This window comes from Flavobacterium branchiophilum FL-15 (assembly GCF_000253275.1).
Taxonomy (GTDB): Bacteria; Bacteroidota; Bacteroidia; order Flavobacteriales; family Flavobacteriaceae; genus Flavobacterium; species Flavobacterium branchiophilum.
This window is the reverse complement of sequence record NC_016001.1, coordinates 1,402,783-1,423,784: the sequence shown is the minus strand read 5'-3', so window position 1 is coordinate 1,423,784 and position 21,002 is coordinate 1,402,783. Positions and strand designations below refer to the sequence as shown.

The following is a 21,002-nucleotide window of genomic DNA, read 5'->3' as shown; positions in this document are numbered from 1 at the left end:
ATTTCATTAAAAAAATATAAGAATATGGCAGAATATGGTAAAATATTAGTAATTGCAATGCCCATTTTTTTAACTTTAATTTTTATTGAAAAAATTTATGGCCTGATAATTAAAAATGATACTGTACCGTTAATTGATACCTTATCTAGTTTAAGTTCAGGATTAATAAATACATTAAAAGATATTTTAGGAATGTCTATTACTGTTTTGTCGTATGAATTTTTAGTTCATCAACTAGCAATTACACATCTGAAAACCAATATTTATACCTATATTATTACATTTATAGTAATAGATTTTTACGGATATTGTTCGCATCGCTGGGCTCATAAAATCAATATTTTGTGGAATTCTCATGCCATACATCATAGTAGTGAAGAGTTTAATTTGGCATGTGCCTTGCGACAGCCTTTTGCGGTTATTTTCAAGTTTTATTCCTTTTTGTTGTTACCAGTGGCTCTTTTAGGCATAGATCCAAAAGTAATAGCTACCACTATGCCTATTCATTTGTTTCTGCAATTTTGGTATCATACCAGACACATTCAAAAAATGGGTGTTTTGGAACACATCCTTGTTACCCCCTCACATCATAGGGTTCATCATGCCATAAATCCGGAGTATATGGACAAAAATTTTGCACAGATTTTTATTGTTTGGGATAAATTTTTTGGTACGTTTCAGGAAGAATTAGACCATGTTCCAGCTGTTTATGGCATTACTAGGCCCGCAAATACTTGGAATCCATTTTGGATAAATTTTCAACATTTGTGGTTATTGATACAAGATGCTTGGAGGGCACCCAGCTGGAAAGATACATTTTTGATTTGGTTTAAACCCACAGGTTGGAGACCAGCAAACTTTGATGAATTATATCCTATTCAAAAAATAAATGATATTTATAATTTCAAAAAATACAACACTTATTATTCTAATAAATTGGTTGTATGGAGTTTTTTGCAAATTATTTTCATCTTGTCTCTTTCGAGCTATTTATATTATTTTATTTCAGAAATTGGTCATACTAATATCTATATTTATGGTATATTTATTTTTATAAGTATTTACAGCTATACAGAATTATTAAATTGTAACAAAAGGGTACTATTTCCTGAAATATTAAAATTTGTATTAGGTATATACGTTTTAATCCTAAACAAAAGTTGGTTTGCTGCTGAAAAATATTTTGAATATGCAACTCAATTCATGTATTTGTATTTAATAATTTCATTAGGTGCAACCTTATATTTTGTTTGGAATAACTTTGAAAAACCAAATGATGAAAACTATTAACCTGATTCAAAAATTATTTTTTATAAATGCCGTTGTCTATTTGATATTGCTATCTATTGAATGTCCATTTGCACCATTTTTTAAAGCTTTGATTGTATTGATATTAATGGCAAAAGTAGTTTTTCAAGAGCCATTCCCTACAAAAAAAATAGTGTTATATGCCTTGTTTTTCTCGTGGTTGGGCGATGTTTTATTAATTTTTAATACTAAATCAGCATTGTTTTTTATTTTTGGTTTAGTAGGTTTTTTAATTTCCCATGTTTTCTATTGCCTTACATTTATTCAACAAAAAAATGCTGCTGTACTACCATTAAAATTACAATTAATGGTTGCCATTTGCTTTACAATATATTTCTTTTACATTTTGTCTATTTTATATCCCTATTTAGGCACTTTAAAAATTCCCGTAATTGTGTACGCTATGGTTATAACTTTTATGGGATTTTTTGGCTTAAAAATCAGTTTGTATGTTTACAAAAACGATCATTTTAATATTACTATTGGAGCTGTATTATTTGTATTTTCAGATTCAATTTTAGCTATCAATAAATTTGCCACACCAATTCAGAATGGCAATTTCATCATCATGTTGTCATATATTTTAGCACAATATTTATTAATATCAGGAATTATAAAACAAAACAAACATTAATGTGGCAATTTATCTTTGATAATACCATATAAAAAAGTACCTAAAAGTGCTCCTAAAAGTACAAACCCAACCGCTTTAAAACCCGCACCAAGCAAAATAAATATGGGGCCTGGGCAAGATCCTACTAAAGCCCAACCTAAACCAAAGATGCCTCCGCCTATCCAATATCGGTATAGTCCTTTTTCTTTATTTGGAATACTAATGGCTTCACCATCTATAGCGTTGACACCACTTTTTTTGATCCATTGCACTCCAATGATGCCTGTAATAACGGCAACTCCAATGATACCAAACATGTGAAATGATTGAAACTGAAACATTTCATAAATTCTGTACCAAGAAACGGCTTCAGACTTTGTTAAAACAATTCCAAAAACAAAACCTACTAGCAAAAACTTTATATATTTCATAAAAAACACTATTTATTTTAAAAAATCGCCATCAATAATTAATAAACTAACGCCATTTTTGGAAATTGAACGATGAGAACTGCTATCGTCTGAAACAATATAAGACATTCCTTTTGATAGACGAAATATTTCGCCTGTTTCTAATTCGCTTTCAAATTCACCATCCAAACAATAAACAATATGTCCTTTTTGACACCAATGATCGGCCAAATAACCAGCACTATACTTTACAATTCGTACCTTAAATCCATCAAACTGGATTGTTTTCCAATCTGAAGTACCCGTAAAACCAGGATGAAAAGTCTCTTGAATTTGAGACCAATCAATAATTTGAAAAGGTATGTTACTCATCATGATTTAGTGAAAATTAAAGGGAGGATAAAATGCGACATGATCAAACCACCAACAAAAAAACCAATTACAGCTTTTAAAGATTGAATTTGCAAATTGCTTAAACCAGCAATGGCATGACCCGAAGTACAACCGCCTGCATAACGAGATCCAAAACCAATGAGTAAACCGCCTAGTAATAATATTAAAACTTGTTTTGGGTTATTTGAAAAAGATTCAGAAAAAAGTGCCTCTGGTAGCAACTTGCCGTTTGGAGCCTCTATTCCCATAGCAGTTAATTGCGAAATGGTTTTAGGATTGAGCGTTACATTGTTGGGACTTTGCATAAAATGAGTAGCAAAAAATCCTCCAAACATAGTACCAATAAGTACAACCAAATTCCATTTTTGAGTTTTCCAATCAAATTTAAAAAAATCGGCACATCTACCAGCTCCAGCCATAGAACATAACGTCCTTAAATTGGACGACATACCAAAAACTTTTCCAAAATAATTTAAAAGTAGCATGATTATTGCTATCAAAAAACCCGATATAGCCCAATGCCATGTTTCAAAAAGTAAATTCATATTGTTTTTTGAGCCAAAAGTATTAAATTTAGTTACTAAAAACCTATTTTTATTAATAATTTTGCAACCCTTTCTAATTTTAATTTTTGACATCAGCTAGAACAACTTGTTTTTTGCAAACCAATAGCAATAAACAAAAAACGTAAATACACAATAATTATAACCATTATATATTACATAAATGAATAAAATTAAATACTTTTTATTAATAATTATAAATTTTAGCATACTTTCTTGTATAAGTACCAAATCAACATTGAAAAATGTAGATTCAAATGCCATGAAACCTAAAATTACGAAACAATACGTTTTTGAATTAACCGCTGTAAGTAATGATGATAGGTATGGTTATGACAAAGATTTTCCAATCAATGTATTTTACCAAAACACCAACAACGAAGAATTGAATCATAAAAGGTATTTGAACGCTTTATGTGGACCCAATGGCGAAAAAATAAACTATACAAAAACAGGAATTTGCTGTCCATTTCCAACAAAAAACGATAAAACAGGAGCTGGATTTATAAGTGTATATGAAATTACTTATGAAGGTATCAAAAAACCCCTCATTTTATACCTCAATCATTATGAAAAAGGGGCACTTTTGGCACCAAAAGGATTAAACATTGCTTCTAAATTTCAATAAAATAAAACTCCTACAATATTTTCTAAAAAATGACAAAAGTCATTAATAATAAAAAAGGGATGCTTACCTTTGCCAAAAAAATTCAACTAATTGCATAAAAGATGAATATAAATAATATCCCCCAAATCAAACATACAGAAAGCGGACAGTTTTTTGTATTGGCCGGTCCGTGTGCTATCGAAGGAGAGGAAATGGCAATGAAAATTGCAGAAAGATTAGTTACTATAACTAATAATTTACAAATTCCATTTGTTTTTAAAGGATCTTTCAAAAAAGCCAATCGTTCAAGAATTGATAGTTTTTCTGGCATTGGTGACGAAAAAGCACTTAAAATTCTTCGGAAAGTATCGGAAAGTTTTCAAGTTCCAACCATTACAGACATCCACACCAATGAAGATGCTGCAAAAGCAGCTGCCTATGTAGATGTGTTGCAAATACCCGCATTTTTAGTAAGACAAACCGACCTTGTGGTTGCTGCCGCTCAAACAGGTAAAACCGTCAATTTGAAAAAAGGGCAATTTATGAGCCCCGAGAGCATGAAACATGCCGTTCAAAAAGTATTAGATTGCCACAATGATAATATTATGGTTACAGACAGAGGTAGTATGTTTGGCTATCAGGATATGATTGTCGATTTTAGAGGCATCCCTACCATGCAAAAATATGCAACTACTGTTTTAGATGTAACCCATTCCTTACAACAACCCAATCAGATGGCTGGTGTTACAGGAGGGCGACCAGACATGATAGAAACTATTGCAAAAGCGGGTATAGCGGTTGGTGTAGATGGCATTTTTATAGAAACCCATTTTGATCCAGCAAATGCAAAAAGCGATGGTGCCAATATGTTGCACTTGGACTATTTTGAAGACTTAATGAAAAAATTAGTCGCCATCAGACAAACTATTAATCAATTTTAAAAAAAATAATGAAAAAAATAGCAGCTATATCTCTTTTGTTTTTAGAGATATGTAATATTTATGCACAGGATGTAAAATCAAACACATACACTGCTCACAATAAAGGTAAATTTTTTATATTTTGGGGAGGAAATAGAGAAAGTTACTCCAAATCTGACATACATTTTACAGGTAAAGATTATGATTTTACCCTGTCAAATGTGGCCGCCATAGACAAACCCAAAGGGTGGCATGTTGATTATATCAACCCAGGTAGAATGACCATTCCACAAACCAATTTTAGAATGGGCTATTTTATCAACGATCATTATAACATTTCTATTGGTGTAGATCACATGAAATATGTAATGGAACAAAACCAAAGTGTGGCCATAAACGGTACATATCCAGCAAGTTTCAACGGAAATCAAATCAATAACGGTATCGTTAATTTGGCAGATGAAAAATTCTTAACCTTTGAACATACAGACGGATTGAACTATGTAAATACTGAATTTTCGAGAGTTGATGATGTATCAAAATATTTACATCTTACAAACACAGATACATTTCAAGTCAATATAACAGAAGGCGTTGGGGCTGGTGTTTTATATCCAAAAACCAATACTATGCTTATGGGCAAAGCCAGACATGATGATTTTCATATATCTGGTTACGGATTATCAGCAAAAGCGGGTATTAATTTAACTTTTTACAAGCATTTCTTTATACAAGCAGAATTAAAAGGAGGCTATATCAACATGCCCGATGTTAAAACAACTTTTGAAAACGAAGACAAAGCCTCGCAGCATTTTTGGTTTTTGCAAAGAATCATTGCTTTTGGTGGTATTTTCAAACTCTAAAACAAAACAGTCCTGATATTAATTTTTTTTTATAAAACAAAATAGCCTTCATATTTGAAGGTTTTTTTGCATCAATACACTTGCAATTCCATTATCTTTGTTCCCAATAAATATCAAAATATGCACAATAAAAGTTTACTTAAAGGCGTTTTTTTAGTAGGAATTGGAGCGGCAAGTTATGGCATGTTGGCTACATTTGTAAAATTAGCATACCAAGAAGGCTATACAACAGCAGAAATTACTACATCTCAATTCGTTTATGGGCTTCTTGGCGTTTGGCTTGTTGTGGCATTTCAAAACATCAAAAATGGTTCAAATACAGTTGTAGTACATACAACTGATCGGCTCAAACTCCTTCTTGCAGGCACATCACTAGGTATGACAAGTGTGTTTTATTATTTGTGCGTCAAATATATTAATGTTTCCATAGCTATTATTTTGCTAATGCAAACCGTTTGGATAGGTGTTTTGGTAGAAATGATTGTAGAAAAAAAACGGCCATCTAATCAAAAAATAGCTGCTGTGGTTTTGGTCTTAATAGGTACAGTGCTGGCAACCAACGTGTTAAACCATTCTATTGCATTAGATTGGCGTGGCTTGTTTTGGGGATTGCTCTCTGCCCTATCCTTTTCTACTACAATGTTTACGGCCAATAGGATAGCCAATCACTTACCCTCTGCAAAAAGAAGTTTATATATGCTTGTTGGAGGCGGTATTGTAATCCTGTTTTTTTTAATCATAACACAAAATACTCCGTTTAATTATACAATTTTTACAAAATGGGGCATTTTATTAGCGCTATTTGGAACCATCATACCACCATTATTAATGAACGTAGGATTTCCATTGACAGGTATTGGATTGGGTAGTATAGTTGCAGCATTAGAGCTGCCTGTTTCGGTATTAATGGCTTATTTTTTGTTGCATGAAAATGTATTTTTGCTTCAATGGATAGGCATTTTATTGATAATTGTAGCCATAATTGGGATGAATATTAACTTAAAAAAATAAAAATCGGATGCTTTTTATTGACGATACCCCAATGAAATTTGAGCTTCCAGATGCAGATGTTACCTATTATCCTCATTTTTTTTCGGCAGAAGAATCCGATTTTTTGATGGCTTATTTGCTAAAAAATATAGCATGGCAACAAGATACCATAAGGGTTTTTAACAAAACCCATTGGCAGCCTAGATTGACTGCTTTTTATGGTGATTTGGATAAAACCTATCGGTATTCGACTATTGAAATGCAGCCCAACGCCTGGGATGCTGTATTGCTTTCTATCAAACAACGGATTGATAATCTATTAGATACTGCATTTACCTCTGTATTGCTCAATTGGTATCGCAATGGAAAAGACAGCAATGGATGGCATGCAGATAATGAAAAAGAGTTGGGCAAAAACCCCATTATTGCTTCGGTAAGTTTTGGAGCCACTAGGGTTTTTCAACTAAAACACCATACCATTAAGGATGCAAAATGTCAATTGAATTTAGAACATGGGAGCTTATTGGTTATGAAAGGTACTACCCAACATTTTTGGAAGCATCAAATTCCGAAAACGTCAAAACCTGTTGCCGACAGAGTCAATTTGACATTTAGGATATTGTATTCAAATGACATTTTAGACCAAAAATAGCAATAATACACATTCAAATTTAAGATAATATAATATTTTTTTATAAAATTAGTACAAAAAACTTTATTTTAAATCCATGTTAATTATTTTTTCAAGAAAACTTATACCAAATATACATATAAAATAGTCCAATCTACTTGTTCTTTTTTGCTAAAATTATTCATAAAAAATAGTTCCGTAGCCCAGCTATGCAACGATTTTTTTTGAAAATTTTTTCTAAAAAATAACTACGCATCTTTGGACTATTTTATAAATATATTTGGTATTATTTCAGCTGTTTGCTACCGTTTGGGTTTTAGTTTGAACTGAATTTTAAACTTTAAAATGGCACTTGGTTGATGAAATTTTAAGAAAAACAATATTTGAAAACGGATTGTAGCCCAGATTGAAGTGGAAAACCCGGAGGTTCCAAATGGATTTTTTGTTGCTACAAAAGAGCGACCAGCGGAAGCTCCTTTTGTAGCAAACAAAAAACCTTTTGGAACCGAGGATTTGAAACGAAAAGGTACTATCTTAAAATCCAAATTTTTTTTCCATAATTTTCATAAAAAATTGACTTTTTTTTATTTTCATTTAATTCGTTTTTAATATTGTTTTTTTGATGGATGGTGCAAAAATGAATGTCATTAATTGAATCATTTCAGGTCATACTTTCTATTTTTTTGTACTTTTGCCATGCAAAAATGAAATTCATTTTACTGCCCCTTTAATTTATTAATTGGGCAGTTTTTTTTTATAAAAGTTTAAAAAAGAATTAGACATTTCTTGTTGTCGGTTTGTTATTTTTTGTATAATTGCCAATCTGCATTCCTTTGTTTTCTTCTTTATTTGAATATAAATTAAACCACTTCCACTCTGACCAATTTGTGTCTAAAAATAGTGTGAATTTTATTAAATCATCGAACCTGTATTTTAGACATTTTGCTGTTCCATCAGCGTTGTTACGCAACTTCACAATGGCTATGTATTTTTTCTTTTTTTTTATCTTTTGTTTCATTATCTTCTTTTTTTTCATAATTTTGCAACTCAGAGAAACCGCTTTTTAAGCTGTTATCTTGTATAGCCTCGGAATTCATTTCGGGGCTATCTTTTTTATAATCAGGATTATAAAGTTCGTTTTTCTTCCAAATATGATATATTAAAACCAATAGTTTTTTTTGAACTGCTACATAGCTTTTCATCTTTATGCCATGTTTTGCAAATGTCCTTTCATATAAATCCACCAATGGTTTCTCTTTATATTTTATAGCTAGAAATGCTGGCATAAACAAAGCCCTACGAATACGACTATTTCCTTTTTTAGAAATTTTTGTCTTACCAACACTTGTTCCAGACTCCCTTTCTACAACATCAAATCCAGCATACGACACTAATTGCTTGTAATTTTTGAACAATTCAAAGCCATTTGTCTCAGCTATAATGGTTGATACACTAAGCAATGCAATCCCTTTTATTTTGCAAATGTTGTCCACTTTTTGTTTTAGAACCTGGTCTGAATTAATCAAATTTTTCATTAATTTTTCAAGCTCCTTAAGCTGTTCTTCGATCAATTCAATGATTGCCTTTTGTTGGTTTATCATCATTTCACTCATATACATGCTGTTTTCTAAAGCATGGAGTTGATTGTTAATGACTGTTTTTTGATCTTGTAAATTTTGATACTGTCTTGTGTATTGTCGCAATTCATAATACAACTTACCCATGGGTTGCCAAAGTTCCAAACATTGTTCTGCTCCCATTTTTGACAATCCTTTGGCATCAATGCTGTCGTTTTTTGATTTTAATCCCAAAGAAATTAAGTAATGCTTTGCCTTATTTGGCAAAATAATAGAAACGGCATATTTTTTTTCTGAAAAATAAAGGGCACAATTTTCGTGATAAACACCTGTAGCCTCCATGCACATAACCAAGGGAATTTCTTGCAACTTTTTCTTTTTGACAATCCATTCGTCCATGCTCTGAAATCCTTTCAAAGTATTTGGAAATGAAGTACTTGCTACTACAGTTACCTTTTGATTACAATCAATTACAGACATGCAAATATCAATTTTTTTACTTGCAACATCCAATCCTACTGAATACTTAATGCTCATAATTATTTCTTTTTAGGATAACAAAATATTACATTTACCTTTGCTCATTTTTTATACAACATCTAAACTAAATAGTATAGTGCTTAAGTACTAATTGTGGTTATTTTGTAATAAAAACAAAGTGGATTTTCCTTTCACATGAATATCATTAAATGTATTTAGCCCGCAAACAATTATGCAACTTTGTTTTGTTATCTATTATCAATTTTTAATTTTCAAAAATACAATTTTTTCGTAAATTATTATCGGATGCAAAGATATGAGCTGGATTGGCTTCTAATACCCAATTTATTTATTTGATGGTTTTGATTAGTCAATTATTTTTTCAAAAAAAGAAAACTGAAAATGAGTCCTTTGCAAAAAGTTGATTTTAGGTTTGACTTTTTTTGAGGTATGCGTACTATTAGAATGATTGATATTAAAAGGGATTATTTTTTATTGATTATATTATTTTTGAGAAAAAAAGGTGTATATAATTAAATTTTTATTATTTTTGAAATAAAAAACATGAATGAAATTATACACTATTTTTCAAGCATACCGTCGAGTCATAGAGGATTTATACTTGCATTTGGTATAGCTATTTTTTGGATTATTGAAAATATAAAGCCATTTCAAGCCTTTGATTATTTGAAATGGTCGCACGGGTTAGTTAATATATTTTTTACAATAACTACAATTGTTGTTAATTTTATATTAGCATTTATATTAATTATGGCATCGAGTTGGGTAACCCAACAGCATTTGGGGTTGTTGGCAGTACTTGGAATTGAAAATATATGGGTTTATACCGTGATGGGACTGCTGCTGATGGATTTTATTGGTGCTTATTTAGTGCATTATATAGAGCATAAAGTTCCTGTTTTATGGCGTTTGCACCTGATCCATCATTCTGATCCATGGGTAGATACGACAACGGCAAACCGACACCATCCTGGCGAAAGTGTGGTGCGATTTGTGTTTACAACAATGGCTGTGATTGTGGTTGGAAGCCCTATTTGGATGGTGTTTTTGTATCAAACGCTGTCTGTTGTAGCCACCCAATTTAATCATGCCAATGTGGCATTGCCAGACAAAATAGATCAGTTTTTGAGTTATTTTATCGTTACACCCAATATGCACAAAGTTCACCATCATTATCAAATGCCTTACACCGATTCTAATTATGGTAATATTTTTTCGGTTTGGGACAGGCTTTTTGGAACTTTTAGTGAGCTTGAGGGTGGTGCAATTGTGTTTGGAATTGATACAGATATGGATAAAAACAACAATAATAGCATAATTTATTTGTTAAAAATGCCGTTTTTTAACAAAAAATAAATTAATTTAATTTTTTTTAAACAATTTTAAAGAACCTATTATTTTTTTTCTTAATATTGAATTGAATTTATAACCCCTAAAAAAAAAGAAATATCCTGAATTAACTTTCAAAATGAAAAAGAGTAAAACCATAGAATTGACCTGGGATCAAAAAGAAAAATTGATTTCATTGGCATTAGAAGAAAGAAACCCTTTCGAGATTATCAAAAAAGAACTTGGTGTTCAAGAAAAAGATGTTTTGGAAATCATGAAGAAAAAATTGCCAGCTGATAAATTTGAAGTTTGGAAAAAAAAGGCAAACGCTGCTAAACCAAAACCAAAACCAATAAAAATTGACGATTTTGATGATGAACTAGACGGTAAATACTATATCAAAAATAAATTTGATTAAACGAAACTCCCTACTTTGGGAGTTTTTTTGTGCTTGAAAGTGATTTTTTTTAAAATAATTATACATTATATTAATTTGTATTTGAATATTGTTTAACTTTGTATAAATAATATTCAAATATGATTCCGAAACTTCCCATACAATGTCCGAGTTGCGAAAACGTGCTGTTGGTTAGACAACTGATATGCGAAAACTGCGATACAACCGTTTCTGGACGCTATATGCTGCCTGTTTTTTTGAAGTTGACGGAAGAGGAGCAACAGTTTATTTTACAATTTTTGATTTCGAGTGGCAGTTTAAAAGAAATGGCTGCAAAAATGTCGATTAGTTACCCAACAGTACGAAATAAATTAGATGATATTATTGAAAAAATATCAAAATTATAAATTTAAATACAACCAAAAAAATGTTTCTTACTTTAATCAATCCTTATACCAAATTTACAGACAATAAACTACTTTTATTTGGTTTTATTGCTACGTTTATTGGTATTATATTAGGCAATTATTTTAATATCAGATACGATGGTGCTATTGATTTGCATTTTGTTGGACAAACCAATCTAAAAACCACTGGTCTTGATTTGATAATCGATATTGGTGTAATTACTTTATTTTTATATATATTTGGCAAAATAATTAACAAAAAAACACGAATTTTAGATGTATTTATAGGTTGCCTTATTGCTCGATTTCCATTTTATTTGCTCACCATGTGTAATTTTAACAATCGTTTTTATACTATATCTCAAAAATTAATTACCAAAGGCAATACTAATACTTTGACTTCAAACGACGCTGCTGTATTGTTGGTTGTATCGTTTTTAGTCATTTTGAGTTTGATTTGGTTTTTTGTTTTATCTTATAATGGTTTTAAAATAGCTACAAATTTGAAAAATAAATTACATATTATCTATTATATAATTGCAATTTTTATATCCGAAATAATTTCAAAATATTTAATAATTACATATAAAACTTAAAAAAATGAAAAAAATTATACTAATTATACTGCTTTTTGTTGTAAAAAACACACATGCACAAGACCTTAAAACAGTTGAAATATCAATCAATCCATTGATAAATGGTACCTTATTTGAGCCGAGCCAAATAACTAGTCAAACACCGCTAGTTATAGTAATTGCAGGCTCTGGACCAACCGATAGAAACGGCAATGCTCCAGGCATGACTAATAATTCATTGAAATATGTAGCCCAAGAATTGGCAAAAAATAAAATAGCTTGTTTTAGTTTTGACAAACGGATTATTGCCCAAATGAAAAATGGAACTATAAACGAAAAAGAATTGAGCATTGATACTTTTGTTGCAGATACAAAAGACGTATGCCAATATTTTATACAGCAAAAAAAATACAGCAAAATAATCCTTGCCGGCCATAGCGAAGGGGCTTTGATTGGGATGTTAGCGGCACCTAAATTGGCACAAGCTTATATTTCTATTGCTGGTGCTGGACGCACAATAGACGATATTATAGTAGAACAAATAGACAAACAGGCCCCTAGCATGAAAAACGAAGTGAGACAATGTTTAGATATATTGAAACAAGGTAAAACATTTGAACTGAAAAATCAAATGTTGGCCTCGCTATTTAGAGAAAGTTTTCAGCCGTATATGATTTCGTGGATCAAATACAACCCACAACATGAAATAAAAAAATTAAATATTCCTACATTAATAATTAATGGAACAAAAGATATTCAAGTAAATAGCACCGATGCAAATTTGTTAAAGGCCTCAAAACCCGACGCTCAATTGGCAATTATTGACAACATGAACCACATATTTAGACACATCAAAGGCGATGATGCCGAAAATATAGCCTCTTATTCCAACTCCGATTTGCCTATTGACACAGAATTAGCAAAAACTATCATTACATTTATTAATAAATTATAAGTATTATGGATTTTCATACAACGTTAGATAATCAAACCAAATGGATAACTGCGGGGGTATATGCCTTGTTTTTGGGCCTTATTTGTTTTACACTTTTTTTTGATACATTTGAAATAGTACCCGCAATTATACTTTTATTTATCCTAACCGTAATGACTATTGCAACGCTATATTATAAACCCAAAGCAATAGCAATTCATGACAACGAAATCATTATCAAAAGACCAATTGGAAATGTAATATTAAAACGAACCAACATTACATCGATTCAAATATTAAAAAAAAATGACCTAAAATGGAGTGTTAGAACCTTTGGAATTGGTGGATTTTTTGGTTATTATGGTGCATTTTGGAATAAAAAATATGGCACAATGACCTGGTATTTGACCCGCAGAAATGCCATGATCATGATTACAACTATTTCCAATTCAAAAATTTTGATCAGTCCAGATCAAGTGGATTTATTTGTAACAACTTACCAGAAAAAGGATTAAAAAAAAGCCTCAAATGCTTAGACATTTGAGGCTTTTTTTATAGGTTAATCTCTAATTAACTTTCTGTATTTGATACGTTTAGGAGTTAAATCACCCCCAAGACGTTTCTTTTTATTTTCTTCATACTCTGAAAAACTGCCTTCAAAGAAATACACTTCAGAATTGCCTTCAAATGCTAAAATATGTGTGCAAATCCTGTCTAAAAACCATCTGTCGTGAGAAATAACAACAGCACAGCCCGCAAAATTTTCTAATCCTTCTTCTAAAGCTCGTAAGGTATTGATATCCAAATCATTTGTAGGCTCATCTAGCAACAATACATTACCTTCTTCCTTTAGCGTCATGGCCAAATGCAAACGATTTCTTTCGCCACCAGAAAGCATGGATACTTTCTTATTTTGGTCGCTTCCACCAAAGTTAAAACGACTCAAATAAGCTCTAGAATTGACTTGTTTGCCGCCCATCATGATAAGTTCCTGACCGTCTGCGAAATTTTCCCAAATAGATTTATTAGGATCAATATTGCTGTGAGATTGATCTACATAAGCTATTTTTACCGTGTCGCCAATGGCAAAACTACCGTTATCAGGTTTTTCTTCGTTCATTATCATTTTGAAAATGGTTGATTTTCCTGCACCGTTAGGCCCAATGATACCCACAATTCCTGCTTGGGGCAAAGTAAAGTTTAAATTGTCATACAATAATTTATCATCAAAAGATTTTGCAACTCCTTGAGCTTCAATAACATTTGTACCCAATCGAGGGCCATTTGGAATATAAATCTCCAGTTTTTCATCTAATTGTTTTTGATCTTCATTAAGCAATTTATCATAATTTTGCAAACGGGCTTTTTGTTTAGTTTGGCGGCCTTTTGCACCTTGTTTTACCCATTCTAACTCCCTTTCAAGCGTTTTTCTACGTTTAGAAGCTACTTTTTCTTCCATTGCCATCCGATTTGATTTTTGATCGAGCCACGAAGAATAATTTCCTTTCCAAGGAATGCCCTCTCCTCTATCCAATTCTAAAATCCAACCTGCAACATTATCAAGGAAGTACCTATCGTGTGTTACGGCAATTACTGTACCCGAATATTGAGCCAAATGTTGCTCCAACCACAAAACACTTTCTGCATCAAGGTGGTTTGTAGGTTCGTCAAGTAGCAATATATCAGGTTGTTGCAACAACAATCTACACAATGCTACCCTTCTACGCTCGCCACCAGAAAGGTTTTTTATAGGGGTGTCGGCATCAGGAGTTCGCAAAGCATCCATAGCTATTTCGAGTTTGGTATCAATTTCCCAAGCCCCAAGAGCATCAATTTTATCTTGCAAATCGGCTTGTCTGTCCATCAATTGTTGCATTTTATCTGCATTTTCATATACTTCTGGAAGTCCAAAACTATCGTTTATAGTATTAAACTCATCTAATATAGCCATTGTTTCGGCAACACCTTCCCTTACAATTTCAATTACAGTTTTGGATTCATCCAATTGTGGTTCTTGTTCTAAATAGCCCACAGAATAACCAGGCTGAAACACTATATCTCCCTGATAATTTTTATCTACACCTGCAATTATTCGTAATAAACTAGATTTTCCAGAGCCATTAAGTCCTAAAATACCAATTTTAGCTCCATAAAAAAAACTTAAATAAATGTTTTTGAGTACTTGTTTGTCGCTACTTGAGTAAGTTTTACTCAATTTTTGCATCGAAAATATTACTTTTTTATCGTCTGACATATCATTTGATTATTAATTTTTTGATGTTACAAATATAGTTGATTTTTAAAAAAAAAGTGATGCCTTTTTGGAAATTATTTTTTGAAAAAAATCAAATTTTTAATTTGTACACTTTTAGCAATGTTCCAAAAATTTACATAACCTAAAAACAAAAATGCTCCAATCATATTTATCAATACATCTTTTTGACTGTCTGCACTACATGTACTTATAGGCAAATGCTGAAATTTGTTTTGAAAAAGTTCGTTTATTATTCCTAAAATATTGAATATCAGAAAGATTAAAATACTTTTTAAAACTGTTTTATTGCTTAAAATGTTGAAAATTTGTAAAACGTAATGCAGCTGCATACATACAAAAATTGAAAATAGTAGATGTTCGCATATATTTTGCCAAAAACGAGAAAACCATTGGTCATTAATGGCATGAGATCGAACTAAAAAAATAAATACAAAATAGGACACAAAAAAAATGTTAGCATATTGGCTACTTTGATCATGTATATATATGTTTTGATGATTTAAATATTCTAAAGATACAATAAATACAAACAAATATACATTTAATATATAAATAGCTTGATAATTGATAGCAATTGCCAATGTCAAATACATCAACCGAATAAAAAATAATGGTTTAAATAAATGTTGAAACATTATACTATTCCTTTTAACAATATTTTTGTAATATTTTGAGTTAATATAAGAGTATCTATGGAATTATTTTTGTAATACCATAAATAAATACTTCTTAATGTAGATAATATACTGAATAATATCACTTCTACATCTAAGTTTTGAATTTCACCCTTTTCGATTCCGTTTTTTATAATTTGTCGTAAATTTTGTTCATACAAATTTCGCATTTTTATAAATTCTTGCAAATCATGATCATGCAAATGCATCCAATCGTTGTTAAGGCAAGCCAAATAATCAGAATTTTCCACACTTATTTCGATGTGTAAAGCTATAATTTGCTCTAACTTTTGTATTGCATTTGATTCAGATGCTATAATCGATTGCATACCAAAAGTAAATTTTTGAGCCGTTTGAATAATAATTTCTACTAAGATTTCTTGTTTAGATTTGATATGATTGTATAAACTAGAGGCTTTTATGCCCATATATTGTGCAATATCCCTTACGGTAACAGCACTATAACCTTTTTCGTGAAACAATTTTGAGGCTACTTGTATAATTTCTGATTTTCTATCCAAAATAGTTTACTATTAGTTAATCACTTTTTGTAGGGTGTTTTCGTTGATGGTGTTGCCTTGATATTGCAACTTCCAGCCCATAGCATTGGACATGATTAAAATTTTAGATAATTCGCTTATCAGTCTGTTTTGTGCATTAGATTTCAATGTAGATTGAGCTACTTTCTTACTTAAACTGGCTTTTACCGATTCGCTAATTTTATTATAATCATCGCCCGAAAATGGATTTAAAGTACTTTGATCCACATCATAAAATTGAATATTGGGGTTGATTTTAATCTCTTCTTTTGGAATAGATACAATCGTTATGGTTTTGGTTTCATTGTTAATGTCGTATTTCATCAAATGTAAATCATAGGAAACTGTAACATCTGCATTAACAACAATTAAAGCTTTTTTTTCAAATGAAACCAAATCCATAAGGTATTTTTTTTGATCCTTATAGGTTATCACTTCCGAAAAATGGCCTTCTGTAACAACTAATTTCCCTACATTTACAATTTTTTGTTGCAACAATTTTGCACTATCATCAAAAGTGCTACTATCTGTTTTTTTAAATTCGCAAAATTTAAATAATAAAATTATTATTAAAATTCCTACAACAGCATATAGAATTCTTCTTAACATTGGTATTTGATATAAAATTAAAATAATATTCAAAAATAAGCATTATATCTAAATTGGAGTTGCCTTTTGAATATTATTTTGCATATAAATCATATCAGCAATTTTTCTATCGTTAGATAATCTGGGTATTTTATTTTGTCCACCCAATTTTCCGATAGATTTCATATAATGTTGAAATCCGTTTTTGGGCACTGGTGTAACTATTAATTTTCTTAAAACTTTTCCTGTAATTAAATCATCATAATATATATTTTGCTTACGCAGAGCAGTATCAATATGTAAAGCAAATTCTACTATATCTTCGGGTATATTTTCAAATTCAATAAGCCATTCATGATACGGAAGTCCTTGATCTGGAGTAATTTGAGGGGCAACAGTAAATTCGTTGATACTAATATTTGAATGTAAAAGCGCTTCGTTTAAAGCACATTCGACTTCTTTTCCAATAACATGCTCGCCAAAAGCCGAAATAAAATGTTTGACTCTTCCCGAAACCACCACCCGATGGGGGGAAAGCGATGTAAATCGAACGGTGTCTCCCATATTATAGGCCCAAAGCCCCGCATTAGTAGAAATAATTAATACATAATCCACTCCTATTTCAACGGTTCCAATTGGGTACCTTTTGGGTTTTTTATCATAAAATTCATTTAATTTGATAAATTCATAAAAAATACCTGAATTTAACAATAGCAACATCCCATCATCTGAAGGATTATCTTGGTATGCAAAAAATCCTTCTGAAGCCGGAAACAATTCAATCGAATCGACTTTTTTGCCAATTAATTTTTCAAATTTATGCTTATAAGGTTCAAAATTAACACCACCATATATAAATAAATCAAAGTTTTTAAATACCTCTGAAATATTTTTATCAGTTTTTTCATTTATTTTTTCAAAATACATTTGAACCCACGACGGTATTCCTGAAATTACCGTCATGTCTTGGTTTACTGTTTCCTTTACAATCTGATTTACTTTAGTTTCCCAATCGTCAATGCAATTGGTTTCCCACGATGGCATTCTATTATTTTGTAAATATTTTGGTACATAATGTGCAACAATACCTGATAATCTACCAAAATTTATGCCGTTTTTTTGATGTAACTCGGGGCTTCCTTGCAAAAATATCATTTTACCATCTACAAATTTACTTTTTTTTGTATGATAAATGTAACTCAAAATCGCATTCCGAGCTGCCTGAATGTGGTAGGGCAATGATTCTTTTGTAAGCGGAATGTATTTTGCTCCTGATGTTGTACCCGATGTTTTGGCAAAATATAACGGCTTTCCTTTCCATAAAACATCTTTTTGACCCGCAATTATCTTTTCTATGTAAGGTTTTATTTCTTCGTAATCGTTTATAGGCACTTGATTTACAAAATCATCGTAGTTTTTAATGTTGCTAAAATGATGTTTTTTACCAAATGTTGTGTTTGTTGCTTCTTTAATTAAACTTTTAAAAACTTTTTGTTGTGTTTCAACAGGGTTTTGTGCCCATTTTTGTGTTTTGATATGAACAATTTGTGCCAATATCTGTGCTGCAATTGATTTAAACGACATGATTTTATGTAAGTTTGACAACGTTATTTTGGTTTTTTTTCCGATTTTTGTACCTCTTTTCTTAAATTCAATTCTGCTTCACTAGGATTTACATGTTCTAATTTAGGAACTTCTAAGGGTTTTGCCAAAATAGAATCTTTATTCACTTTTTCAAATTCCAATTCACCTTTCATAACTTTCAAAACAGATTGTAAGTAAATGTCATTTTTTTTCAAAGCATTAGACAATGAATCTGATTTTAATGCTAATTCCGTTGCATTTTTTCTAAGTTCAGAGGAGGCATAACCTGGAATAAATTCTCTCAATGGTGTAAAAGCTATAATAAAAGTAGTAAACGTAATGATAACAATGGCACTCAAAGTAGCTACAACAAATACGTTCATCAATGTCAAACGCATCGAAAATGTTTCCTCAAAGGTATCTTCATTAAGGATTATCAAACGACTTTTAGTGTACAATTTCTTTTTAAGAATTTGTCTTTTGAGCTTTTTTTCGGACATGATATAAAATTTACAGACAAATATATAAATTTAAACTAAATTTAAGTCATGTTTTGTGAATTTGTTATTATATTTGCAACATAAAATTTAAAAATCATGAAAGCATTAACAATATTTTTGGGCGAAGTGGGACCAATGCAAATTATTTTGGTATTAGCAATTATTTTATTGCTTTTTGGAGGTAAGAAAATTCCTGAATTAATGAGAGGTTTAGGTAGTGGTGTGAAAGAGTTTAAAAATGCTGCAAAAGGGGAAGATGATACCGATAATAAAGAAGATAAATCAAGCAAATAACAACATAAATTAAAATATTATACGCATGACAGCATTTGCAATATTTTTAGGTGAATTTGGCCCAACGGAAATCATTTTGGTATTGGCAGTAATCTTATTACTATTTGGAGGTAAAAAAATTCCAGAACTCATGAAAGGTCTTGGAAGCGGTGTTAAAGAATTTAAAAATGCCGCAAAGGACGATGTAGCCCAGAAAAAAGAGGATAAAATTTCAGAATAATTACCAATTCAAAAGCCACAATTTTTAAATAAAATTTGTGGCTTTTATCATTTAATCTTCTACAGCATCTTTGTAATCTGGATACAAAAAATTATTATAAGGAAATCGGGTAATATGAATTTCTCGTACAGCTTGATAAACACAAGCTCTAAAATCTTCAAAATTTTCTTTATTTGTAGCCGAAATAAACAAAGCATTTGAAACTCCTACCCTATTCATCCACGTTTGTTTCCATTCCTCTAGTGTATAATGTTTCGATGTTTTTTCTGTAATCAAATCGTCATCCTCTATAGTCAAAAACCGATAGGCATCAATTTTATTAAAAACCATAATCACGGGCTTGTCATCGCATTTAATTTCGGCTAAAATTTGATTTACAGATGCTATGTGGTCTTCAAAATCGGGATGGGCAATATCAACCACGTGTAATAACAAATCAGCCTCACGAACTTCATCTAAAGTACTTTTGAAAGAATCAATCAATTGAGTAGGTAATTTTCTAATAAAACCAACCGTATCAGACAAAAGAAACGGCAAGTTTTTAATAACTATTTTTCTTACAGTAGTGTCTAATGTTGCAAAAAGTTTGTTTTCGACAAAAACATCGCTTTTTCCTACAGTATTCATCAAAGTAGATTTGCCTACATTGGTATAACCCACAAGAGCAACCCTTACCATGGCTCCTCTATTGCTTCTTTGAACCGACATTTGTTTGTCGATAATTTTAATTTTATCTTTCAATAAAGCAATTCGATCTCTTACAATTCGTCTGTCTGTTTCAATTTCGGTTTCACCAGGACCTCTCATCCCAATACCTCCTTTTTGGCGTTCAAGATGCGTCCACATACCAGAAAGTCTCGGCAATAAATAGATACATTGTGCCAATTCAACTTGAGTTCTTGCATAAGAAGTTTCGGCTCTTTGTGCAAAAATATCCAATATCAAATGGGTGCGATCTAAAATTTTACAATCAATAATTCTTGAAATGTTTTTTTGTTGTGATGGAGATAGTTCATCATCAAAAACAATGGTTGAAACATTATTTTCTTTGACATATAAATTAATTTCATCTATTTTTCCTGTTCCTAAAAATGTTTTAGGATTTGGTTTATCCATTTTTTGAAAAAATCTTTTGACAACCTCGCCTCCCGCAGTATAAGTTAGAAATTCTAGTTCATCTAAATATTCCTTTAACTTTTCTTCATCTTGTTTTTGAGTAACAATTCCTACTAAAACTGTTTTCTCAAAAGTTATTATTTCTTTCTCTAACATAATATTAAATCTACGACAAATTTAATTAATTATCATGT

General features: G+C 31.0%; 26 protein-coding genes. 15 read left to right on the top strand and 11 right to left on the bottom strand.

Annotated elements, in window-relative coordinates; all coding sequences use genetic code 11:
• Window positions 1–24 precede the first annotated feature (24 nt).
• Window positions 25–1,290 (top strand): sterol desaturase family protein, encoded by a 1,266-nt coding sequence (locus tag FBFL15_RS06150; protein WP_014083768.1) that lies wholly within the window; start codon window positions 25–27, stop codon window positions 1,288–1,290.
• A complete protein-coding gene (locus tag FBFL15_RS06145; protein ID WP_014083767.1) occupies window positions 1,274–1,942 on the top strand; it encodes a lysoplasmalogenase in 669 nt (222 codons plus the stop codon). Before FBFL15_RS06150 ends, FBFL15_RS06145 begins: the two co-directional genes overlap by 17 nt.
• Here the strand turns inward: FBFL15_RS06145 and FBFL15_RS06140 are convergent.
• The 3 genes from FBFL15_RS06140 to FBFL15_RS06130 are packed head-to-tail and all read right to left on the bottom strand — an operon-like array spanning window position 1,939 to window position 3,269.
• Entirely contained in the window at window positions 1,939–2,352 is a 414-nt protein-coding gene (locus FBFL15_RS06140) for a DUF6691 family protein (RefSeq protein ID WP_014083766.1), read from the bottom strand. The two genes, FBFL15_RS06145 and FBFL15_RS06140, sit on opposite strands and share 4 nt — an antisense overlap.
• Before the next feature lie 12 nt (window positions 2,353–2,364).
• Complete coding sequence (locus tag FBFL15_RS06135; RefSeq protein WP_014083765.1) at window positions 2,365–2,706, bottom strand: DHCW motif cupin fold protein; 342 nt, start codon at window positions 2,704–2,706, stop codon at window positions 2,365–2,367.
• The gene (locus FBFL15_RS06130; protein WP_014083764.1) at window positions 2,703–3,269 is read right to left on the bottom strand and encodes a YeeE/YedE family protein; all 567 of its coding nucleotides are present in this window, start codon (window positions 3,267–3,269) and stop codon (window positions 2,703–2,705) included. The genes FBFL15_RS06135 and FBFL15_RS06130 overlap by 4 nt, the downstream gene beginning before the upstream one ends.
• A 181-nt stretch (window positions 3,270–3,450) precedes the next feature.
• Here FBFL15_RS06130 and FBFL15_RS06125 point away from each other — a divergent pair, with 181 nt between their 5' ends.
• From FBFL15_RS06125 to FBFL15_RS06105, 5 genes are all read left to right on the top strand, one after another.
• Window positions 3,451–3,915 carry a hypothetical protein gene (locus FBFL15_RS06125; RefSeq protein WP_014083763.1) on the top strand — a complete coding sequence of 155 codons (465 nt, stop codon included), beginning with the start codon at window positions 3,451–3,453 and terminating at the stop codon, window positions 3,913–3,915.
• A 101-nt stretch (window positions 3,916–4,016) separates the two neighbouring features.
• On the top strand, window positions 4,017–4,835 hold the full coding sequence (kdsA, locus tag FBFL15_RS06120; RefSeq protein ID WP_014083762.1) for a 3-deoxy-8-phosphooctulonate synthase: 819 nt from the start codon (window positions 4,017–4,019) through the stop codon (window positions 4,833–4,835).
• A gap of 8 nt (window positions 4,836–4,843) precedes the next feature.
• Window positions 4,844–5,677, top strand: coding sequence for a hypothetical protein (locus tag FBFL15_RS06115; RefSeq protein ID WP_014083761.1), 834 nt, complete (start codon window positions 4,844–4,846; stop codon window positions 5,675–5,677).
• Between the two features lie 120 nt (window positions 5,678–5,797).
• Entirely contained in the window at window positions 5,798–6,688 is an 891-nt protein-coding gene (locus tag FBFL15_RS06110) for an EamA family transporter (RefSeq protein ID WP_014083760.1), read from the top strand.
• Between the two features lie 7 nt (window positions 6,689–6,695).
• Window positions 6,696–7,319: an alpha-ketoglutarate-dependent dioxygenase AlkB family protein gene (locus FBFL15_RS06105; protein WP_014083759.1), complete on the top strand. Its 624-nt coding sequence runs from the start codon at window positions 6,696–6,698 to the stop codon at window positions 7,317–7,319.
• Between the two features lie 941 nt (window positions 7,320–8,260).
• On the opposite strand, the gene FBFL15_RS06090 is transcribed toward FBFL15_RS06105, so the two are convergent.
• Window positions 8,261–9,412 (bottom strand): IS110 family RNA-guided transposase, encoded by a 1,152-nt coding sequence (locus FBFL15_RS06090; protein WP_014082870.1) that lies wholly within the window; start codon window positions 9,410–9,412, stop codon window positions 8,261–8,263.
• A 507-nt stretch (window positions 9,413–9,919) separates the two neighbouring features.
• Between FBFL15_RS06090 and FBFL15_RS06085 the strand changes: the two genes are divergently transcribed.
• From FBFL15_RS06085 to FBFL15_RS15720, 6 genes are all read left to right on the top strand, one after another.
• Window positions 9,920–10,732 carry a sterol desaturase family protein gene (locus FBFL15_RS06085; protein ID WP_014083758.1) on the top strand — a complete coding sequence of 271 codons (813 nt, stop codon included), beginning with the start codon at window positions 9,920–9,922 and terminating at the stop codon, window positions 10,730–10,732.
• A gap of 112 nt (window positions 10,733–10,844) precedes the next feature.
• Window positions 10,845–11,123, top strand: a complete 279-nt coding sequence (locus FBFL15_RS06080) for a DUF2805 domain-containing protein (RefSeq protein WP_014083757.1) — start codon at window positions 10,845–10,847, stop codon at window positions 11,121–11,123.
• A 119-nt stretch (window positions 11,124–11,242) separates the two neighbouring features.
• Entirely contained in the window at window positions 11,243–11,509 is a 267-nt protein-coding gene (locus tag FBFL15_RS06075; RefSeq protein ID WP_014083756.1) for a DUF2089 family protein, read from the top strand.
• Window positions 11,510–11,529: 20 nt separating this feature from the next.
• The gene (locus tag FBFL15_RS06070) at window positions 11,530–12,105 is read left to right on the top strand and encodes a hypothetical protein (RefSeq protein ID WP_014083755.1); all 576 of its coding nucleotides are present in this window, start codon (window positions 11,530–11,532) and stop codon (window positions 12,103–12,105) included.
• Between the two features lie 4 nt (window positions 12,106–12,109).
• Window positions 12,110–13,039: an alpha/beta hydrolase gene (locus FBFL15_RS06065; protein ID WP_014083754.1), complete on the top strand. Its 930-nt coding sequence runs from the start codon at window positions 12,110–12,112 to the stop codon at window positions 13,037–13,039.
• 5 nt (window positions 13,040–13,044) lie between these two features.
• Window positions 13,045–13,533, top strand: a complete 489-nt coding sequence (locus FBFL15_RS15720; RefSeq protein ID WP_014083753.1) for a PH domain-containing protein — start codon at window positions 13,045–13,047, stop codon at window positions 13,531–13,533.
• A gap of 44 nt (window positions 13,534–13,577) precedes the next feature.
• Here FBFL15_RS15720 and ettA read toward each other — a convergent pair whose 3' ends face one another.
• From ettA to FBFL15_RS06030, 6 genes are all read right to left on the bottom strand, one after another.
• Window positions 13,578–15,272: an energy-dependent translational throttle protein EttA gene (gene ettA, locus FBFL15_RS06055; RefSeq protein WP_014083752.1), complete on the bottom strand. Its 1,695-nt coding sequence runs from the start codon at window positions 15,270–15,272 to the stop codon at window positions 13,578–13,580.
• 74 nt (window positions 15,273–15,346) lie between these two features.
• Complete coding sequence (locus FBFL15_RS06050; RefSeq protein ID WP_014083751.1) at window positions 15,347–15,928, bottom strand: hypothetical protein; 582 nt, start codon at window positions 15,926–15,928, stop codon at window positions 15,347–15,349.
• On the bottom strand, window positions 15,928–16,488 hold the full coding sequence (locus FBFL15_RS06045) for a TetR/AcrR family transcriptional regulator (RefSeq protein WP_014083750.1): 561 nt from the start codon (window positions 16,486–16,488) through the stop codon (window positions 15,928–15,930). The genes FBFL15_RS06050 and FBFL15_RS06045 overlap by 1 nt, the downstream gene beginning before the upstream one ends.
• Window positions 16,489–16,500: 12 nt before the next feature.
• Entirely contained in the window at window positions 16,501–17,115 is a 615-nt protein-coding gene (locus tag FBFL15_RS06040) for a DUF4230 domain-containing protein (RefSeq protein ID WP_014083749.1), read from the bottom strand.
• Window positions 17,116–17,163: 48 nt separating this feature from the next.
• Window positions 17,164–18,678: a GH3 auxin-responsive promoter family protein gene (locus FBFL15_RS06035; protein ID WP_014083748.1), complete on the bottom strand. Its 1,515-nt coding sequence runs from the start codon at window positions 18,676–18,678 to the stop codon at window positions 17,164–17,166.
• A 23-nt stretch (window positions 18,679–18,701) separates the two neighbouring features.
• Window positions 18,702–19,178, bottom strand: coding sequence for a hypothetical protein (locus FBFL15_RS06030; protein WP_014083747.1), 477 nt, complete (start codon window positions 19,176–19,178; stop codon window positions 18,702–18,704).
• Between the two features lie 96 nt (window positions 19,179–19,274).
• Between FBFL15_RS06030 and tatA (FBFL15_RS06025) the strand changes: the two genes are divergently transcribed.
• Together tatA (FBFL15_RS06025) and tatA (FBFL15_RS06020) are read left to right on the top strand one after the other, a co-directional pair.
• Window positions 19,275–19,472, top strand: a complete 198-nt coding sequence (gene tatA / locus FBFL15_RS06025) for a twin-arginine translocase TatA/TatE family subunit (RefSeq protein ID WP_014083746.1) — start codon at window positions 19,275–19,277, stop codon at window positions 19,470–19,472.
• A 25-nt stretch (window positions 19,473–19,497) separates the two neighbouring features.
• Entirely contained in the window at window positions 19,498–19,692 is a 195-nt protein-coding gene (tatA, locus tag FBFL15_RS06020; RefSeq protein ID WP_014083745.1) for a twin-arginine translocase TatA/TatE family subunit, read from the top strand.
• Between the two features lie 51 nt (window positions 19,693–19,743).
• Here the strand turns inward: tatA (FBFL15_RS06020) and hflX are convergent, their stop codons facing one another.
• The gene (gene hflX, locus FBFL15_RS06015; RefSeq protein WP_014083744.1) at window positions 19,744–20,964 is read right to left on the bottom strand and encodes a GTPase HflX; all 1,221 of its coding nucleotides are present in this window, start codon (window positions 20,962–20,964) and stop codon (window positions 19,744–19,746) included.
• Window positions 20,965–21,002 lie beyond the last annotated feature (38 nt).

Bases quoted from the DNA above. Each gene is read 5' to 3' on its own strand.
- ettA (WP_014083752.1), bottom strand. From the start codon at position 15,272: ATGTCAGACGATAAAAAAGTAATATTTTCGATGCAAAAATTGAGTAAA.
- FBFL15_RS06085 (WP_014083758.1), top strand. From the start codon at position 9,920: ATGAATGAAATTATACACTATTTTTCAAGCATACCGTCGAGTCATAGA.
- FBFL15_RS15720 (WP_014083753.1), top strand. From the start codon at position 13,045: ATGGATTTTCATACAACGTTAGATAATCAAACCAAATGGATAACTGCG.
- FBFL15_RS06080 (WP_014083757.1), top strand. From the start codon at position 10,845: ATGAAAAAGAGTAAAACCATAGAATTGACCTGGGATCAAAAAGAAAAA.
- FBFL15_RS06145 (WP_014083767.1), top strand. From the start codon at position 1,274: ATGATGAAAACTATTAACCTGATTCAAAAATTATTTTTTATAAATGCC.
- FBFL15_RS06030 (WP_014083747.1), bottom strand. From the start codon at position 19,178: ATGTCCGAAAAAAAGCTCAAAAGACAAATTCTTAAAAAGAAATTGTAC.
- hflX (WP_014083744.1), bottom strand. From the start codon at position 20,964: ATGTTAGAGAAAGAAATAATAACTTTTGAGAAAACAGTTTTAGTAGGA.
- FBFL15_RS06110 (WP_014083760.1), top strand. From the start codon at position 5,798: ATGCACAATAAAAGTTTACTTAAAGGCGTTTTTTTAGTAGGAATTGGA.
- tatA (WP_014083745.1), top strand. From the start codon at position 19,498: ATGACAGCATTTGCAATATTTTTAGGTGAATTTGGCCCAACGGAAATC.
- kdsA (WP_014083762.1), top strand. From the start codon at position 4,017: ATGAATATAAATAATATCCCCCAAATCAAACATACAGAAAGCGGACAG.
- FBFL15_RS06050 (WP_014083751.1), bottom strand. From the start codon at position 15,928: ATGTTTCAACATTTATTTAAACCATTATTTTTTATTCGGTTGATGTAT.
- tatA (WP_014083746.1), top strand. From the start codon at position 19,275: ATGAAAGCATTAACAATATTTTTGGGCGAAGTGGGACCAATGCAAATT.
- FBFL15_RS06070 (WP_014083755.1), top strand. From the start codon at position 11,530: ATGTTTCTTACTTTAATCAATCCTTATACCAAATTTACAGACAATAAA.
- FBFL15_RS06035 (WP_014083748.1), bottom strand. From the start codon at position 18,678: ATGTCGTTTAAATCAATTGCAGCACAGATATTGGCACAAATTGTTCAT.
- FBFL15_RS06130 (WP_014083764.1), bottom strand. From the start codon at position 3,269: ATGAATTTACTTTTTGAAACATGGCATTGGGCTATATCGGGTTTTTTG.
- FBFL15_RS06140 (WP_014083766.1), bottom strand. From the start codon at position 2,352: ATGAAATATATAAAGTTTTTGCTAGTAGGTTTTGTTTTTGGAATTGTT.
- FBFL15_RS06090 (WP_014082870.1), bottom strand. From the start codon at position 9,412: ATGAGCATTAAGTATTCAGTAGGATTGGATGTTGCAAGTAAAAAAATT.
- FBFL15_RS06105 (WP_014083759.1), top strand. From the start codon at position 6,696: ATGCTTTTTATTGACGATACCCCAATGAAATTTGAGCTTCCAGATGCA.
- FBFL15_RS06150 (WP_014083768.1), top strand. From the start codon at position 25: ATGGCAGAATATGGTAAAATATTAGTAATTGCAATGCCCATTTTTTTA.
- FBFL15_RS06075 (WP_014083756.1), top strand. From the start codon at position 11,243: ATGATTCCGAAACTTCCCATACAATGTCCGAGTTGCGAAAACGTGCTG.
- FBFL15_RS06065 (WP_014083754.1), top strand. From the start codon at position 12,110: ATGAAAAAAATTATACTAATTATACTGCTTTTTGTTGTAAAAAACACA.
- FBFL15_RS06115 (WP_014083761.1), top strand. From the start codon at position 4,844: ATGAAAAAAATAGCAGCTATATCTCTTTTGTTTTTAGAGATATGTAAT.
- FBFL15_RS06040 (WP_014083749.1), bottom strand. From the start codon at position 17,115: ATGTTAAGAAGAATTCTATATGCTGTTGTAGGAATTTTAATAATAATT.
- FBFL15_RS06135 (WP_014083765.1), bottom strand. From the start codon at position 2,706: ATGATGAGTAACATACCTTTTCAAATTATTGATTGGTCTCAAATTCAA.
- FBFL15_RS06125 (WP_014083763.1), top strand. From the start codon at position 3,451: ATGAATAAAATTAAATACTTTTTATTAATAATTATAAATTTTAGCATA.